The sequence below is a fragment of the Inhella crocodyli genome, assembly GCF_004004565.1.
Lineage (GTDB): Bacteria > Pseudomonadota > Gammaproteobacteria > Burkholderiales > Burkholderiaceae_C > Inhella > Inhella crocodyli.
On record NZ_SACM01000002.1, the window covers coordinates 465,137 to 480,926 of the forward strand.

12 protein-coding genes are annotated in these 15,790 nt (G+C 69.1%); 8 read left to right on the forward strand and 4 right to left on the reverse strand.

The features are described 5' to 3' along the window. Positions 1-38: 38 nt before the first annotated feature. On the reverse strand, positions 39-3,323 hold the full coding sequence (gene icmF / locus EOD73_RS10225) for a fused isobutyryl-CoA mutase/GTPase IcmF (RefSeq protein ID WP_127682884.1): 3,285 nt from the start codon (positions 3,321-3,323) through the stop codon (positions 39-41). A gap of 208 nt (positions 3,324-3,531) precedes the next feature. On the opposite strand from icmF, the gene EOD73_RS10230 reads away from it, so the two are divergent. The 3 genes from EOD73_RS10230 (at position 3,532) to EOD73_RS10240 (ending at position 5,656) form a co-directional block, all read left to right on the forward strand. Continuing rightward, positions 3,532-3,969, forward strand: coding sequence for a hypothetical protein (locus EOD73_RS10230; protein WP_127682885.1), 438 nt, complete (start codon positions 3,532-3,534; stop codon positions 3,967-3,969). A 156-nt stretch (positions 3,970-4,125) separates the two neighbouring features. Next, complete coding sequence (gene udk, locus EOD73_RS10235; RefSeq protein ID WP_127682886.1) at positions 4,126-4,785, forward strand: uridine kinase; 660 nt, start codon at positions 4,126-4,128, stop codon at positions 4,783-4,785. Between the two features lie 67 nt (positions 4,786-4,852). After that, positions 4,853-5,656 carry an alpha/beta fold hydrolase gene (locus EOD73_RS10240; protein ID WP_127682887.1) on the forward strand — a complete coding sequence of 268 codons (804 nt, stop codon included), beginning with the start codon at positions 4,853-4,855 and terminating at the stop codon, positions 5,654-5,656. A 103-nt stretch (positions 5,657-5,759) separates the two neighbouring features. Here EOD73_RS10240 and EOD73_RS10245 read toward each other — a convergent pair whose 3' ends face one another. The 3 genes from EOD73_RS10245 to EOD73_RS10255 all read right to left on the reverse strand — a co-directional run bounded on the left by EOD73_RS10245 (position 5,760) and on the right by EOD73_RS10255 (position 9,001). Then, complete coding sequence (locus EOD73_RS10245; protein WP_164846025.1) at positions 5,760-6,350, reverse strand: chalcone isomerase family protein; 591 nt, start codon at positions 6,348-6,350, stop codon at positions 5,760-5,762. A gap of 145 nt (positions 6,351-6,495) precedes the next feature. Next, the gene (locus EOD73_RS10250; RefSeq protein ID WP_127682889.1) at positions 6,496-7,107 is read right to left on the reverse strand and encodes a response regulator transcription factor; all 612 of its coding nucleotides are present in this window, start codon (positions 7,105-7,107) and stop codon (positions 6,496-6,498) included. Continuing rightward, positions 7,100-9,001: a sensor histidine kinase gene (locus tag EOD73_RS10255; RefSeq protein ID WP_164846026.1), complete on the reverse strand. Its 1,902-nt coding sequence runs from the start codon at positions 8,999-9,001 to the stop codon at positions 7,100-7,102. The genes EOD73_RS10250 and EOD73_RS10255 overlap by 8 nt, the downstream gene beginning before the upstream one ends. 146 nt (positions 9,002-9,147) lie before the next feature. Between EOD73_RS10255 and EOD73_RS10260 the strand changes: the two genes are divergently transcribed. The 5 genes from EOD73_RS10260 to EOD73_RS10280 all read left to right on the forward strand — a co-directional run bounded on the left by EOD73_RS10260 (position 9,148) and on the right by EOD73_RS10280 (position 15,737). Next, positions 9,148-10,176, forward strand: coding sequence for a TRAP transporter substrate-binding protein (locus EOD73_RS10260; protein WP_127682891.1), 1,029 nt, complete (start codon positions 9,148-9,150; stop codon positions 10,174-10,176). Positions 10,177-10,201: 25 nt separating this feature from the next. Continuing rightward, on the forward strand, positions 10,202-10,852 hold the full coding sequence (locus EOD73_RS10265; protein WP_127682999.1) for a TRAP transporter small permease: 651 nt from the start codon (positions 10,202-10,204) through the stop codon (positions 10,850-10,852). Continuing rightward, positions 10,849-12,129: a TRAP transporter large permease gene (locus tag EOD73_RS10270; protein ID WP_127682892.1), complete on the forward strand. Its 1,281-nt coding sequence runs from the start codon at positions 10,849-10,851 to the stop codon at positions 12,127-12,129. The genes EOD73_RS10265 and EOD73_RS10270 overlap by 4 nt, the downstream gene beginning before the upstream one ends. Before the next feature lie 46 nt (positions 12,130-12,175). Continuing rightward, complete coding sequence (locus EOD73_RS10275) at positions 12,176-13,672, forward strand: protein adenylyltransferase SelO (protein ID WP_127682893.1); 1,497 nt, start codon at positions 12,176-12,178, stop codon at positions 13,670-13,672. Between the two features lie 121 nt (positions 13,673-13,793). Further along, the gene (locus tag EOD73_RS10280; protein ID WP_164846027.1) at positions 13,794-15,737 is read left to right on the forward strand and encodes a methyl-accepting chemotaxis protein; all 1,944 of its coding nucleotides are present in this window, start codon (positions 13,794-13,796) and stop codon (positions 15,735-15,737) included. The last annotated feature ends 53 nt before the right edge of the window (positions 15,738-15,790 follow it).

The following is a 15,790-nucleotide window of genomic DNA, read 5'->3' on the forward strand; positions in this document are numbered from 1 at the left end:
CAGGGGTGGGGCCAATCGCTTGGCCCTGGTTGCTTAGCTTACAGGTTGCGGCGGTACTGCCCGCCCACCTCGAACAGCGTGTTCGTGATCTGACCGAGCGAACACACGCGCACCGCGTCCATCAGCACCTCGAACACGTTGGCGTTGTCCATCACCGCCTGCTGCAGGCGCTGCAGCATGGGGCCGCTGGCCGCCGCGTAGCGTTGCTGGAAGTCGGCCAGGCGGGTGAGCTGGCTCTGCTTTTCTTCGGAGGTAGAGCGCGCCAGCTCGATGTGCTCGGGCACCGGGTCGCCCTTGGGGTTGCGGAAGGTGTTCACGCCGATGATGGGGTACTCGCCGGTGTGCTTCAGCATCTCGTAGTGCATCGACTCGTCTTGGATCTTGCCGCGCTGGTAGCCGGTTTCCATGGCGCCCAGCACACCGCCGCGCTCGGCGATGCGCTCGAACTCGGCCAGCACCGCTTCTTCCACCAGCTCGGTCAGCTCGTCGATGACGAAGGCGCCCTGGTTGGGGTTCTCGTTCTTGGCCAGGCCCCACTCGCGGTTGATGATGAGCTGGATGGCCATGGCCCGGCGCACGCTCTCGTCGGTGGGCGTGGTGATGGCCTCGTCGTAGGCGTTGGTGTGCAGGCTGTTGCAGTTGTCGTAGATGGCGATCAGCGCCTGCAGCGTGGTGCGGATGTCGTTGAACGCGATCTCTTGCGCGTGCAGGCTGCGGCCGCTGGTTTGCACGTGGTACTTGAGCTTCTGGCTGCGCTCGTTGGCGCCGTACTTGTCGCGCATGGCCGTCGCCCAGATGCGGCGCGCCACGCGGCCCAGCACGGTGTACTCCGGGTCCATGCCGTTCGAGAAGAAGAAGCTCAGGTTGGGCGCGAAGTCGTCGATGTGCATGCCGCGCGCCAGGTAGGCCTCCACGAAGGTGAAGCCGTTGCTCAGCGTGAAGGCCAGCTGCGAAATGGGGTTCGCGCCGGCTTCGGCAATGTGATAGCCGCTGATGCTCACCGAGTAGAAGTTGCGCACGTTGTGGTGCACGAAGTAGCTGGCGATGTCACCCATCACTTTGAGTGAGAACTCGGTGCTGAAGATGCAGGTGTTCTGGCCCTGGTCTTCCTTGAGGATGTCGGCCTGCACCGTGCCGCGAACGTTGGCCAGCACCCATTCGCGGATCTTGGCGGCCTCGGTGTCGCTCGGTGCGCGGCCGTTGTCCTGCTCGAACTTGTCCAGCTGCTGGTCGATGGCGGTGTTCATGAACATCGCCAGGATCGTGGGCGCGGGGCCGTTGATCGTCATGCTGACGCTGGTCGCCGGGTCGCACAGGTTGAAGCCGCTGTACAGCACCTTCATGTCGTCCAGCGTGGCGATGCTCACGCCGCTGTTGCCCACCTTGCCGTAGATGTCGGGGCGCGGGGCCGGGTCGGCGCCGTAGAGCGTGACCGAGTCGAAGGCCGTGCTCAGGCGCTTGGCTGGCATGCCCTCGCTCACCAGCTTGAAGCGGCGGTTGGTGCGGAAGGCGTCGCCCTCGCCGGCGAACATGCGGGTCGGGTCCTCGCCCTCGCGCTTGAAGGCGAACACGCCGGCCGTGTAGGGGAAGCTGCCGGGCACGTTCTCCAGCATCAGCCACTTCAGCAGCTCGCCGTGGTCCTCGTACTGCGGCAGCACCACCTTGCGGATCTTGGTGCCGCTCAAACTTTGCTGTACCAGCTGCGTGCGAATCTCCTTGTCGCGGATCTTGACCACGTACTCGTCGCCGGCGTAGGCCGCCTGCAGCGCGGGCCACTGGTCCAGCAGCTTGCGGGCTTCAGGCAGCAAGCGCGCTTCGCGCTCGGCCGCCAGGTCGCCCAGGGCGTTCACGGCGCCGTTCTTCTCGGGGTTGGCCGCGGTCAGCATGGCCTGGCTGGCCTTGAGCTGTTGCACCTCGCGCGCCAGGCGCGCTTGGGCGCGGGCGCGGGCCTTGTAGCCGCGCACGGTGTCGGCGATCTCGGCCAGGTAGCGGGTGCGCGCGGGCGGCACGATGGGCACCTGGTGCGTGCTGTGGCGCGTGCTCACCCGCGGCAAGCGGCCTTCGCCCAGGGCCAGGCCGCGCTCGGCCAGCGCGCCCTTGAGGGCTTGGTACAGCGCGGTCACGCCGTCGTCGTTGAAGCGGCTGGCCATGGTGCCGAACACCGGCATGGTGTCGGGGCTCACCGTCCAGGCCTCGCGGTTGCGCTGCACCTGCTTGGCCACGTCGCGCAGCGCGTCCTGCGCGCCCTTGCGGTCGAACTTGTTGATGGCCACGAACTGGGCGAAGTCCAGCATGTCGATCTTCTCGAGCTGGCTGGCCGCGCCGAACTCGGGCGTCATCACGTACATGGGGATGTCCACCATCGGCACGATGGCGGCGTCGCCCTGGCCGATGCCGCTGGTCTCCACCACGATGAGGTCGAAGCCCGCGGCTTGGCACGCCGCGATGCAGTCGGGCAGGGCCTGGCTGATCTCGCTGCCGAAGTCGCGCGTGGCCAAGGAACGCATGAAGACGCGCGGGCCTTGGCTCCATGGCGAAATCGCGTTCATGCGGATGCGGTCGCCCAGCAGCGCGCCGCCGCTCTTGCGGCGGCTGGGGTCGATGGAGATCACGGCGATGCGCAGGCGGTCGTCCTGGTCCAGGCGCAGGCGGCGGATCAGCTCGTCCGTCAGGCTGGACTTGCCCGCGCCGCCGGTGCCCGTGATGCCCAGCACCGGGGCCGTCTTGGGCGCGGCGTGCAGCGCGGCGGTGAAGGCGGGGTCGGCCTGGCGGTTTTCCAGCGCCGTCAAGGCTTGCGCCAGCGCGCGCCACGCGGCTTCGGTGTGGCCTTGCAGGGCGCTCAGGGTCTTGGGGGCCAGGGGCGACAGGTCGCGGTCGCAGGCCATCACCATCGAGCCGATCATTCCGGCCAGGCCCATGCGCTGGCCGTCCTCGGGGCTGAAGATGCGCACGCCGTGCTGGGCCAGGTCGGCGATCTCGGCCGGCACGATCACGCCGCCGCCGCCACCGAAGACCTGGATGTGCGCGCCGCCGCGCTCCTTCAGCAGCTGCACCATGTACTTGAAGTACTCGACATGGCCGCCCTGGTAGCTGCTGACCGCGATGCCCTGCGCGTCTTCTTGCAACGCGGCGGTGACCACTTCGTCCACCGAGCGGTTGTGCCCGAGGTGGATCACCTCCGCGCCCATGCTTTGCAGGATGCGCCGCATGATGTTGATGGCGGCGTCGTGCCCGTCAAACAGGCTGGCGGCGGTGACGAAGCGCACCTTGTGGGCGGGCTTGTAGCTGGCCAAGGCTTTGGCTTCGGCGGAAAGGTCGGTCATGGATCGGGTCTTCCAAGGTTCGGCCCAGGTCGCGCGCGGCGCCTCGTGAGCACCGGCCGGGAGGGCGGGGGTGGCAGTTTAGGTTTCTTGGGGTTTCGGGCGCTGTCCTCGAAGTCGACCGTGCTGGCTCCTTCGCCCCCCAAGCTGGGAGATCCTTGTGGCGCCCCAGGCCCTCAGAATGCGCTGCGACACAGAAAAAGGGGGCGTCATGAACAAGGTTGGTGGGTGGGTGGGAGCGCTGGGCTTGATGCCCTTGGCGGCCCATGCACTTGGCGGAGAAGGGCTCGTTGGGGGCGTGTTGTTCGGCCTGGGCCTCTTGCTGGTGGTGGTGCTTGGTGGCCTCTGGGGCCTGTGGGGGCTGTTCTGGCGTTCGAAGTGGCGCTGGCTGTTGGGCAGCTTGGGGGGCGCCTTGGCTGGCACCGTTTGGCTGTCCCTGCAGATTTGCAAGCCCGGTGTCTACGGGCAGACCTGCCTCTCGGTAGGGGGGTCGGGAGAAGGCGTTGCCGGCGCACTGGACCTCCTGCTCGTGGCGTTTGTGCTGTTCCTGCTGGCTTTGGCCCTTGGGTCTCGATTGGTCCTGGCTTTCATTGGCGCTGGGAACAGTGGGACCCACGGGGAGGCAAGCGATTCGCCCACGGGGCATTGACCTCAAGCCTGGGGCAGAGTTCCGACGGCAGGGTGGTGCCTTGAAGGGAGAACCACATCGTGACGGGCTGCCAATCGGCCCGGCAGTTCTGCCGAAGGTCAACCAACCGCGGCCGCTTGAGACAATCGCTTGCCGTTCTGTCGTCCTGCCCCTGCCATGCCCAAGCCCCACGCCCCCAAACCTTTCGTCATCGGCGTCGCCGGGGGCAGCGGCAGCGGCAAGTCCACCGTGACGCGCCAGGTGCTGGCCGCCGTGGGGGAAGAGCGCGTGGCGGTGGTCATGCAGGACGACTACTACCGCGACCAGTCGCACATGCCGCCCGAAGACCGGCGCAAGCAGAACTACGACCACCCGGACGCCTTCGACTGGCCGCTGATGGCGCAGCACCTGGCGGCGCTGCGCAAGGGCGAGGCCATCGAGATGCCGGTGTACGACTTCGCGGCCGACAACCGCTCGCACGAGACCATCACCGTCAAGCCCGCGCCCATCATCCTGGTGGAGGGCCTGTTCGCGCTGTACGACACCAAGCTGCGCAACATGATGTCGCTCAAGATTTACGTGGACACGGCCTCGGACGTGCGCTTCATCCGCCGCCTGCAGCGCGACATCACCGAGCGCGGGCGCAGCACCGAGAGCGTGGTGAACCAGTACCTGGACACGGTGCGGCCCATGCACAAGCAGTTCATCGAGCCGACCAAGCGCAACGCCGACGTGATCCTGCCGCATGGGGCCAATGGGCCGGCGGTGGACATCATCACCACCAAGGTCAAAAGCCTGCTGCGCGACCTCGAAGGCGAGCCCGCGGCCCAGACTTGAGCCTGGGGGCCTCTCCGTTCGGCCGTCGCAGAATGGCTGGCATCGCACACGACTGAAAGACCCCGCCATGCCCACGACCCGCCGTCGCCTTTGGACGCAAAGCTTGGTCTTGGGGTCGGCCGCCGCCTTGCCGATTGCCGCGTCGGCCCGCCCACCCCGACACTGGGTCTTGGTGCACGGGGCTTGGCATGGCGGGTGGTGTTGGCGCAAGTTGGTGCCACTGCTTCAAGCCCTGGGGGACCGGGTGTGGGCGCCCACGCTCACAGGCTTGGGAGAGCGCGCGCACCTGTTGGCGCCCGAAGTGGACCTGGACACGCACGTGCGCGACGTGGTGGGTCTCTTGGAAATGGAAGACCTGCACGACGTGGTGTTGGTGGGTCACAGCTACGGCGGTATGGTGGTGACCGGCGTGGCCGATCGCGTGAATGAGCGGGTGGCGGGCTTGATTTACCTCGATGCCTTCATGCCCGAGGACGGCAAGGCCATGCGCGACTACACGCCCCGCCCCGCCTCAGCGCCCACGGCGGCCAGTGCCACCCCAGTGCCGCCGCGGGACTGGCGAGTGCCTCCGCGGCAAACGGCCCTGCAGTTCGGCATTCAGGACCCCGTTGAGGCGGCTTGGGTGCAAGCGCGCTTGCGGCCCCAGTCGGCCGCGACCTTTGCGCAGGCGCTGGCCTTGCGTGAGGGCTTCCCGCATGGGCTGCACCGGGCCTACATCCGGTGCACGGACGATGCATGGTTCGTCGAAGCCGCCCAGCGGGCCGGTCGGCAGGGCATGGCCGTGCGCGAACTGCTCGGCCATGGGCACGATGCCATGTGGACCGCGCCCGAGGCGTTGGCGCGTGTGCTGGCGGAGATCGCACGCGGGTAAGGTGCCGGTCACCGCAGGCACTGCTGCGGCCGCTGCCCATGAAAAACGCCCGCGACTGCGGGCGTTTTGCCGGATGGGCCTGGCAGCCCCAGACCTTGGCGCCTCAGACCTTGGCACCCAGCAGCGCGGCCTTGAGCTTGGGGTCGGCCGGGCGTTCGCCGATGTAGACCTGGAGCATGCAGCCGAAGAACTCTTTGGCGTCGATGGTGGCGACCTTCTCTTGGTTGACCTTGACCACCGTGCCCTGACCGGGCACCGAGTCGAGCGTGAAGCTGTCGCCGGCGACCATCTTCTTCTTGACGGCGAATAGCTCCGACATCTTCAGCACGCCGGGCAGGCAGGCCGATACCTCTTTGGCGCTGAGGTTGCTGTTCATGCCCTGCGACAAGGCGGCGCCCATGAGCTTGCCTTCCATCTCGCGCAGCATTTGCACGTGCAGGCGCTTGGGGCCGGGGGCGCCGGCCACTTCGATGAGGCTGCGCGATTTGCGCGAGACGTAGAGCGCGGCCACGTAAAGCTTGGCGTCGCCCTCGGCGCGCACGCCGGCGCCGTTCAAGGGCACGCGGTGCCCGACGACGAAGTTGTCCACCTCGATCTTGGCGCCGCCCACGTCGATGGTGGGCGAGGCCTGGGCGAGCACGGAGGCCGGAACGACCAGGGTGGCGGCCAGCAGGCAGAGGGCGAAGAGGCGCATGGGGGCGAAAAAGGGCTGTCGCAAAAGGTGAGCGATGTTGCCGCGTGTGAGCGCCGATCCCCTCGGGCGAAACCCGGCCATAGAGGGGGCTCTCCAGGGGCCTGGGGACCCGCGCGTGGCAAAAGTCGCGAGCGACGCCCTAGGGTCAACCCGCGGCCTGCTGGGCGAGCAGGGTGGCCACCTCGGCGGCCGAGCGCACGCCGAGCTTGGCGAACACGCGGGCGCGGTGCACCTCCACCGTGCGCACCGACACGCACAGCTCGTCGGCGATCACCTTGTTGAGCTTGCCGGCGGCCACGCGCTGCATGACCTCGCGCTCGCGCTCGGTGAGGCTGGCCAGGCGCGCGCCGCGCTCGGCCGCTTCCGCGCCTTCGGCGTGCATCGCCCGGGCCACGGCCAGGGCTTGCTCCAGACGGTCGACCAGGGCGTTGTCGCTGTAGGGCTTCTCAAGGAAGTCGAAGGCCCCCTTCTTGAGGGCGGCCACCACCATGGGGATGTCGCCGTGGCCGGTCAGGAACAGCACCGGGTTGGGCAGGCCGCGGGCCAGCAGCTCGTCGTGCAGGCGGGTGCCGCTCAGCGGCTCCATGCGCACGTCCAGCAGAAAGACGCCGGGCGGCGGCGCGCCCAGGGTGTCGAGGTGGGCCAGCAGCGCCGGGCCGCTGTCGAACGCCTGCACGTCCAGCCCGCGGGAGCCCAGCAAAAAGGCGAGTGCATCGCGCACCGCCGCTTCGTCGTCGACGAGGTAAACGTCAGCCATCGTGGGATTCTGTCGAGGCCTCGCCGTCGGGCATGGCCGGCAGGCTGAACGAGAAGCGGGCGCCGCCCAGCGTGGCGGGCCCGACGTCGAGCGCGCCGTGGTGCGCCTCGACGATGGAGCGGCAGATGGCCAGGCCCATGCCCATGCCTTCGGGCTTGGTGCTGTAGAACGGCGCCGTCAGCTGCTCGGCCGTGCGGCCGCCCAGGCCGGGGCCGTTGTCGCACACGTCCACCACCACGAAGCCGCCGGCCTGCCGGGTGGCGATGCGCACCAGGCGCGGCGGGGGCTGGGTCGTCAAGGCGTCGGCGGCGTTGCGCAGCAGGTTGACGACGACCTGCTCGATCAGCACGGCGTCCATCTCCACCGCGGGCAGGTCGGTCGCGAGTTGCAGGTCCAGCTGCACCTCGCGGCGGGCCAGTTCCTTGGCCAGCAGCTGGCAGGCGTCGTGCACCACGGGGTTCAGCGCGGCCGGCTCCAACTGCGGCTCGTGCCGGGTCAGGAACTGGCGGATGCGCTGCACCACCCGGCCCGCCTGCGCCGCTTGCTCGCCCAGGCGCTGCAGCGCGCCCAGCACGCGGGCGTCGTCCACGCCCAGGGTGCGCAGGGAGTTGACGATGCCGGCGTTGTAGCTGGCGATGGCCGTGAGCGGTTGGTTCAGCTCGTGCGCGAGGGTGGACGCGATCTCGCCCAGCATGGTCAAGCGGGCCGCTTGGGCCTGGGCTTCGACCTGCCGGGCCTCGCGCTCGGCCAGGCGCTTGCGCTCGGTGATGTCCAGGCTGGTGCCCAGCCAGCCGACCTGCTGGCCGCGGGCGTCCACCAGGGGCGACTCGAACACCAGCACGTCGATCTCGCGTCCGCTGCGGTGGCGCCAACGGGCCTCGTAGCCCTCGCGCGGGGCGCCCCCGGCCAGGCTGCGCTGGCTGCGTTGCATGACCTCGTCGATCGCGTCAGGCGGCCAGTAGGGCATGGGCGGGGCGCGGCCCACCAGCTCCTCGGCCGACCAGCCGACCATCTCGCAAAAAGTGCGGTTCACGCTGAGCAGGCGGCCCTGGGCGTCGCGGGCGCGCAGGCCCACCAGGGCCGAGTCTTCGATGGCCGCGCGCCAAGCGGCCTCGGTGCGCCAGGCGGCTTCGGCGGCTTGCAGGCGGTGCAACTGGCGGCGCAGCAGCCAGCTGGCCCAGGCGCTCAGGGGCAGGAAGCCGGCGATGAGCACCAGCGCCAGGGGCCGCAGGCCCGAGCCGGTCGGGTCGCGCAAGGTCAGCTCCAGCATCAGGTCGGGGGCCAGCACCTCGTCCAGCTGCACCCGGTGGCTGGGTCGCAGGCCGGTGGCGCCCACGCGCACCGGGGCGTTGACGAGCGAAGCCACGACCTGGTCGGCGCTGTCCACCAGTTGCACGTCGTGCCGGCGGGCCAGCCACCAGGGCACGCCGCGCTGGAGCAGGCGCTCGGGGTCGTAGCGCAGCACCAGGGTCCAGCCCGGCCGCCGTGGGTCGGTCGCCGTGAGGTGCAAGGACAGGGCCCCATCGCCGCGGCTCAGGGGGCGGGCCGGGTACTGGTCTTGCGGCACGTTGGCCGCGTCCAGCAGGGTCACGCTGAGCCACACGCCGGCCATGCCGTCTTCGAGTTCTCGCAGGTCCCGCAACCCGTGCTGGGGGCCGAGTTGGGCGGCCAAGCGGGCCAACCGCGCCTGCTCGTCGGCCAAGCGGGCGCGCAACTGCTGCGCGGTGCTGAGCGCGTCGGCGATCAGCGACTGCCGCTCGGCCTCGCGCTCCTTGGCCTCGTCGGCCCGCGTCCACAACAGCACCGCGGCCACGAACACCAGGGCCAGGGCCAGGGGCAGGGCCCACAGCCAGCGGCGCAGGCCGTCGAGGCGGGGGGCGGCGGAGGGCGTCATGGCGCGCACTCTACGCAGGCCGGCGGCCGGCATGGGAGGGTTCTCCCGAGGGGGCGGCGCGAAATGTGGAAGTCCACAACTACCCGCGCAAGGACACGGTTTCCACAATCGCCAGCACCCCGTTCCCACCCTCCCGGAGACCGACCATGAAAGCCTTTGCCCGCACCCGTTTGACGCTCCTGGCCTCGGCCACCGCCCTGGCGCTGTTCGCCTCGCCCCTGAGCGCGTGGGCGCAAACGCCGCTCGTCATCAAGTTCAGTCACGTGGTGGCGAACGACACGCCCAAGGGCAAGGCGGCCGAGTTCTTTGCCAAGCGCGCGGCCGAGCTGACGGGCGGCAAGGTCAAGGTCGAGGTCTACCCCAACAGCACGCTCTACAAAGACAAGGAAGAGATGGAGGCGCTGCAGCTGGGCGCGGTGCAGATGCTGGCCCCGTCGCTGGCCAAGTTCGGCCCGCTGGGCGCCAAGGAGTTCGAGGTCTTCGACCTGCCCTTCATCTTCGACAACTACGCGGAGCTGCACAAAGTGACGCAAGGGCCCGTGGGCCAAATGCTGCTGGGCAAGCTCGAAGGCCGTGGCATCAAGGGCCTGGCCTTCTGGGACAACGGCTTCAAGTCCTTCAGCGCCAACAAGCCGCTGAAGAACGTGGACGACTTCAAGGGCCAGAAGCTGCGCATCCAGTCCAGCAAGGTGCTGGAAGCGCAAATGCGCGCGGTGGGCGCGCTGCCGCAGGTCATGGCCTTCAGCGAGGTCTACCAAGCCCTGCAAACCGGCGTGGTGGACGGCACCGAGAACCCGCACAGCAACCTGTTCACGCAAAAGATGCACGAGGTCCAGAAGCACGTGACGGTGAGCGACCACGGCTACCTCGGCTACGCCGTGATCACCAACAAGAAGTTCTGGGACGGTCTGCCGGCCGACGTGCGCGGCCAGCTGGAAAAGGCGATGGCCGAGTCCACGGTCTACGCCAACAAGATCGCCAAGGAAGAGAACGACGCAGCCCTGGAAAAGGTGCGCGCCAGCGGCAAGAGCGCCATCTACGTGATGACGCCGGCCGAGCGCCTGGCTTTGAAGAAGGCCATGGTGAAGGTGCACACCGAGATGGCCTCGCGCATCGGGCAGGACACGATCAACGCGGTCTACAAGGAAACCGCCTTCGACCCGAACAAGCTCTGAGCGGCACTGAAAGAACGCCATGCTCATGCGCATCCTCGACCGGCTGGAGGAGTGGCTGATCACCCTCCTCATCGGCACCGCCACCGTGATCATCTTTGCCTCGGTGCTGCACCGCTACCTTTCGGGTTTCGCCATCCCGGGCCTGCAGAACTGGCTGCTGGGCCTCAACTTCGGTTGGGCCCAGGAGCTCTGCATCATCCTGTTCGTGTGGATGGCCAAGTTCGGCGCCGCCTACGGCGTGCGCACCGGCATCCACGTGGGCGTGGACGTGCTCATCAACCGCCTGAACGAAGGCACGCGCAAGCACTTCATCACCTTCGGCCTGCTGGCTGGCGCGTTGTTCACCGGGATCATCGCCACGCTGGGTGCCACCTTCGTGTGGGAGAACGGCGCGCACTACGCCTTCTTCAAGGCGTTTGCCAGCGTGCCCGAGGGCCTGTACGAGGGGCCCACCACGCCCGACCTGGAGTGGCCGACTTGGATCGTCTACTCGGCCATCCCGCTGGGCTCGAGCCTGATGTGCTTCCGCTTCCTGCAGGTGGCCTGGGCCTTCGTGAAGACCGGCGAGCTGCCCCACCACGACCACGGCCACGTGGACGGCCTGGACGAGGAGCCCGATGCGATGTACCGCATGGACGACAACCTGCACCCGCACCCCGGAAAGGGAACGCCATGAGCGCGGCGATTATTTTTGGCCTGCTGCTGGTGCTGATGCTCACCGGCATGCCGATCTCCATCTCGCTGGGCCTCACGGTGCTCGGCTTCCTGTTCACCATGACGCAGGTGCCCATCGAATCGGTGGCGCTCAAGCTGTTCACCGGCATCGAGAAGTTCGAGATCATGGCGATCCCGTTCTTCATCCTGGCGGGCAACTTCCTCACGCACGGCGGCGTGGCCAAGCGGATGATCCGTTTCGCCACGTCCATGGTCGGCCACTTCCACGGTGGCCTGGGCCTGGGGGGCGTGCTGGCCTGCGCGCTGTTCGCGGCGGTGTCGGGCTCCAGCCCGGCCACGGTGGTGGCCATCGGCTCCATCCTGCTGCCGGCCATGGTCAAGGCCGGCTTCCCCAACCGCTTCGGCGCCGGCGTCATCACCACCTCGGGCGCGCTGGGCATCTTGATCCCACCGTCCATCGTGATGGTCATGTACTCGGTGTCCACCAACACCTCGGTGGGCAAGCTCTTCATGGCCGGCGTGGTGCCGGGCTTGCTGCTGGCCTTCTTGCTGGGCTTCACCACCTGGTGGCGCGCCCGCAAGTTCAACTACCCGCGCCAGCCCAAAGCCAGTTGGGCCGAGCGCGGCAAGGCGCTGAAGGAGTCGTTCTGGGGCCTGCTGCTCATCGTCATCGTGATGGGCGGCATCTACAGCGGCATGTTCACGCCCACCGAGGCGGCGGCCATGAGCGCCGTGTGGGCCTTCATCACGGCGGTGTTCATCTACGGCGACATGGGCCTGAAGGACGTGCCGCGCGTGCTGCTGGCCAGCGCCAACATGAGCGCCATGCTGCTGTACATCATCACCAACGCGGTGCTTTTCAGCTTCTTGATGACGCACGAGAACATCCCGCAGGCCATGGCCGACGCCATGATCGGCACGGGCGTGGGCGTGATCGGCTTCCTGATCATCGCCAACATCCTGCTGCTGGCCGCGGGCAACTTCATGGAACCCAGCTCCATCGTGCTGATCCTGGCGCCCATCCTGTTCCCCATCGCGATGAAGCTGGGGATCGACCCGGTGCACTTCGGCATCATCATGGTGGTCAACATGGAGGTCGGCATGTGCCACCCGCCGGTGGGCCTGAACCTGTACGTGGCCTCGGGCATCACCAAGATGGGCATCACCGAGCTGACCATCGCCACCTGGCCTTGGTTGCTGACGATGCTGGGCTTCCTGGTCTTGGTCACCTACTGGCCGGGCCTGTCCCTGGCCCTGCCGCGGGCGCTGGGCATGTGAAGCCCTGGGCGGGCGGGGCGGGCGGCAATGGCGCAGACTGCGCGCCATGAGCGCCTTCCCTGCCTTGCCCCGACTTGCGTTTGACAACAGCTACGCCCGCGACCTGCCGGGCCTGTACGCGCCCTGGCGGCCCGCCACCGTGGCCGCCCCCCGTTCGCTCTACTTCAACGAGGCCTTGGCCCGCGAGCTGGGCCTGGACCCTGCCGTGTGGGGGGGCGAGGCCGGTGCGCCGGTGTGGGCCGGCAACGTCGTGCCCGAGGGGGCCGAGCCCCTGGCCCAGGCCTACGCCGGACACCAGTTCGGCGGCTTTTCGCCCCAGTTGGGCGACGGGCGCGCGCTGCTGCTGGGCGAGCTCATCGACACCCACGGCCAGCGCCGCGACCTGGCGCTCAAGGGCTCGGGCCGCACGCCCTACTCGCGCGGCGGCGACGGCAAGGCCGCTGTGGGCCCCATGCTGCGCGAGGTGCTGATCGGCGAGGCCCTGCACGCCCTGGGCGTGCCCAGCACGCGCGCGCTGGCCGTGGTCGCCACGGGCGAGGACGTCTACCGCGACGAGACCCTGCCCGGCGCCGTGCTCACCCGCGTGGCGAGCAGCCACCTGCGCGTGGGCACCTTCCAGTTCTTCGCCGCGCGCGGCCAGCTGGACGAGCTGCAGCGCCTGCTGGACCACGCCGTGGCCCGCCACCAGCCCGAGGCCGTGGGCGCGCCCGACCGCGCGCTGCGCCTGCTGCAGGGCGTGGCCGAGCGACAGGCGGCGCTCGTCGCGCAGTGGATGAACCTGGGCTTCATCCACGGCGTGATGAACACCGACAACATGACGATCTCGGGCGAGAGCATCGACTTCGGCCCCTGCGCCTTCATGGAGGCCCACGACCCGGCGGCCGTGTTCAGCAGCATCGACCGCAACGGTCGCTACGCCTTCGGCAACCAAGCCGCCATCGCCCGCTGGAACCTGGCCCGCTTGGCCGAGGCCCTGCTGCCCCTGTTCCCCGGAGTGGACGAGGACCCCGAGCCTGCGGTGGCCCAGGCCACGGCCGTGATCGACGCCTTCCCGGGCTTGTTCGACGCGCACTGGCGCGCCGGCCAGCGCGCCAAGCTGGGCCTGCAGAGCCCCCAACCCGGGGATGCGGCCCTCGCCGACGACTTCCTCGCGCTGCTGCACGCGCAGCGCATGGACTTCACGCTCGCCTGGCGCCACCTGGCGCCCGCGGCCGAGGGCGACGAGGCCCCGCTGCGCGCCTTGGCCGCCGAGCCCGAGGCCCTGACGCCTTGGCTGGCCCGCTGGCGCGCGCGCCGGGCGGGGGAGGGCTCGGTCGCTGACGTGGCGCGTCGCCTGCGCGCCGCCAACCCTTGGCTCATCGCCCGCAACCACCAGGTGGAGGCGGCGCTGCAGGCCGCGTCCGACGAGGGCCAGCTGGCGCCCCTCCAGCGCCTGCTGGCGGCGCTGCAATCGCCCTTTGCCGAGGCGCCCGCCTGGACCGACTTGGCCGAACCGGCGCCGCCCGCGGTGACCGCCTGCTACCGCACCTTTTGCGGCACGTGACACGCCGGGCGCGGCGGCGGCGCCCGACCCATCGAAAACCCTAGCGCTGAAGGGGTGAAGGCGAGCGCGGCCTGCACATAGCATGGCCGCAACCGATTGCGTCTCCCCCAAACGAACGACCATGCTCGCCACCTTCTTTGCCCCCGCCGTGCGCCTGATGCGACAACTTCCATTGATTCGGAAGTTCTTCGTCGTTTGTTTTGCCTTCATGCTCCCGCTGGGCTACCTGCTGGTGACCCTGCTTGGCGACCGCCAGGCGGCTCACGAGTTCACGGCCCGCGAAGTGCAGGGCGTGCAGGCGATCGACGCTTTCGAGGACGGCATGCAGCCGGTGTTGACCTGGCGCGGGGCCTACGCGGGTGCGGCGGCGCAGCAGGCCGGCGCCGCCGAGCGACGCGATCAAGCTGCGGCCAAGGCCGACCAGGCCCTGGATGCCTTTGCCCTGCACCTGCGCAACACCAACGATGTGTTGGGCTTGGGCCCCGAGTTCAAAAAGCTTCGCGAGGCCTGGAACGCCACCAAGGCCCACACGCCCGCCTCGGCCCACGAAGGCTTCGAGAAGGCCGACGCCATGGCGGCCCAGGTGCGCAACTTCATCGGCTTCGTCGCCGTGCAGTCCAACCTCGCCCTGGACCCCGACGCCGACAGCTACTCGCTCATGCTGAACTACACCAGCGAGCTGCCCCGCATCCGCGACGCCGCCGCCCGGGCGCGCAGCCTCGGCCGCTTCCTGGCCGACGGCGGCATCGCCGACGACCCCGAGCTGTTCATGGCCTTGCACAACGCGGACGCCCTGATGGGCGATGGCGTCGACCGGGCGCGGCGGGCCTACGCCGACGCCGCGGCCGCCAATCCCGAGGCCATGAAGCCCCTCAAGCTCGAGGTGCTCACGGCGCTGGAGACCCAGGTGCAGGACCGCATCGACCGCGACTTCGCCTGGGGCCGCGCGCCCACCGCCAAGGGCAGCGAGTGGGCGAACCACGTCAACGCCGTGCTCGAGCAGGTGGAGGTGCTGGAAGACCAAACGGCGGCCATCCTGACCGGGCTGCTGATGAAGCGCGAGGCCCTGCTCAAGCGCCAAATCTGGGTGGCGGTGGGCCTGTCCTCGGCCTTCATCGTGCTGGGCCTGTACCTGCTGGCGGGCTTTTACCTGGCGGCGCAAAGCACCTTCAGCGCGCTGGGGCGGCGCATCGAGCGCCTGGGCCACGGCGACTTCACGGCCTTCAAGCCGCTGCTGGGCAAGGACGAGATGGCGCGCGCCGGCAACCTGCTGGGCGAGGCCGTGGACAACCTGGTGATGCTGGTGCTGCAGGTGCGCTCCACCGCCGACGAGATCGCGGGCAGCGTCGACCAAATCGCCGCCGGCAACCAAAGCCTGTCGGAGCGGGGGGCGCAGCTGGCGGCCGTGGTGGAGCAAACCACCGCCAGCACGGCCACGCTGGAAGACGCCGTGGCCGAGAACCTGAGCAGCGCCCAGGAGGCCAACGCCTTGGTGCAAAACGCCTCGGCCGTGGCCGGCCGTGGCGGCGCCGTGGTGGAGCAAGCGGTGCAGGCGATGAACGAGATCACCGCCAGCAGCCGCAAGATCGGCGACATCATCCAGGTGATCGACACCATCGCCTTCCAGACCAACATCCTGGCCCTGAACGCGGCCGTGGAGGCGGCCCGCGCGGGCGAGCAGGGCCGTGGCTTTGCCGTGGTGGCCGGCGAGGTGCGCGCGCTGGCGCAGCGCAGCGCCGAGGCCGCGCGCGAGATCAAGTCCTTGATCCAGGCCTCGATCGAAACGGTGCAGCAGGGCGGCCAACACGTCAACGAGGCGGGCAACACCATGAACGAGATGGTGGCCGCCGTGGGCCGCGTGACCGAGCTGATGGGCGACATCACGCGCCAAAGCCAGCAGCAAACCGAGCAGATCCGCCAGCTGGGCGCGGCGATCCGGGAGGTGGACGCCACCGTGCAGCAAAACGCCGCCATGGGCGAGGAGACGGCCGCCGCCACGGCCACCCTCAGCGACCGCGCCCGCACCCTGTCCGAGGCCGCTGGGCAGTTCCGCACCGACGTTTGAGGCCGCCAAGCGCCCTGTCGGGGGGGGCGCTTGGCGCGAATCTTGCAAGTCAG

Coding starts and splice junctions, on each gene's coding strand:
- EOD73_RS10275 (WP_127682893.1), top strand. CDS start 12,176: ATGAGCGCCTTCCCTGCCTTGCCCCGACTTGCGTTTGACAACAGCTAC.
- EOD73_RS10230 (WP_127682885.1), top strand. CDS start 3,532: ATGAACAAGGTTGGTGGGTGGGTGGGAGCGCTGGGCTTGATGCCCTTG.
- udk (WP_127682886.1), top strand. CDS start 4,126: ATGCCCAAGCCCCACGCCCCCAAACCTTTCGTCATCGGCGTCGCCGGG.
- EOD73_RS10245 (WP_164846025.1), bottom strand. CDS start 6,350: ATGCGCCTCTTCGCCCTCTGCCTGCTGGCCGCCACCCTGGTCGTTCCG.
- EOD73_RS10260 (WP_127682891.1), top strand. CDS start 9,148: ATGAAAGCCTTTGCCCGCACCCGTTTGACGCTCCTGGCCTCGGCCACC.
- EOD73_RS10280 (WP_164846027.1), top strand. CDS start 13,794: ATGCTCGCCACCTTCTTTGCCCCCGCCGTGCGCCTGATGCGACAACTT.
- EOD73_RS10255 (WP_164846026.1), bottom strand. CDS start 9,001: ATGACGCCCTCCGCCGCCCCCCGCCTCGACGGCCTGCGCCGCTGGCTG.
- EOD73_RS10270 (WP_127682892.1), top strand. CDS start 10,849: ATGAGCGCGGCGATTATTTTTGGCCTGCTGCTGGTGCTGATGCTCACC.
- EOD73_RS10265 (WP_127682999.1), top strand. CDS start 10,202: ATGCGCATCCTCGACCGGCTGGAGGAGTGGCTGATCACCCTCCTCATC.
- icmF (WP_127682884.1), bottom strand. CDS start 3,323: ATGACCGACCTTTCCGCCGAAGCCAAAGCCTTGGCCAGCTACAAGCCC.
- EOD73_RS10240 (WP_127682887.1), top strand. CDS start 4,853: ATGCCCACGACCCGCCGTCGCCTTTGGACGCAAAGCTTGGTCTTGGGG.
- EOD73_RS10250 (WP_127682889.1), bottom strand. CDS start 7,107: ATGGCTGACGTTTACCTCGTCGACGACGAAGCGGCGGTGCGCGATGCA.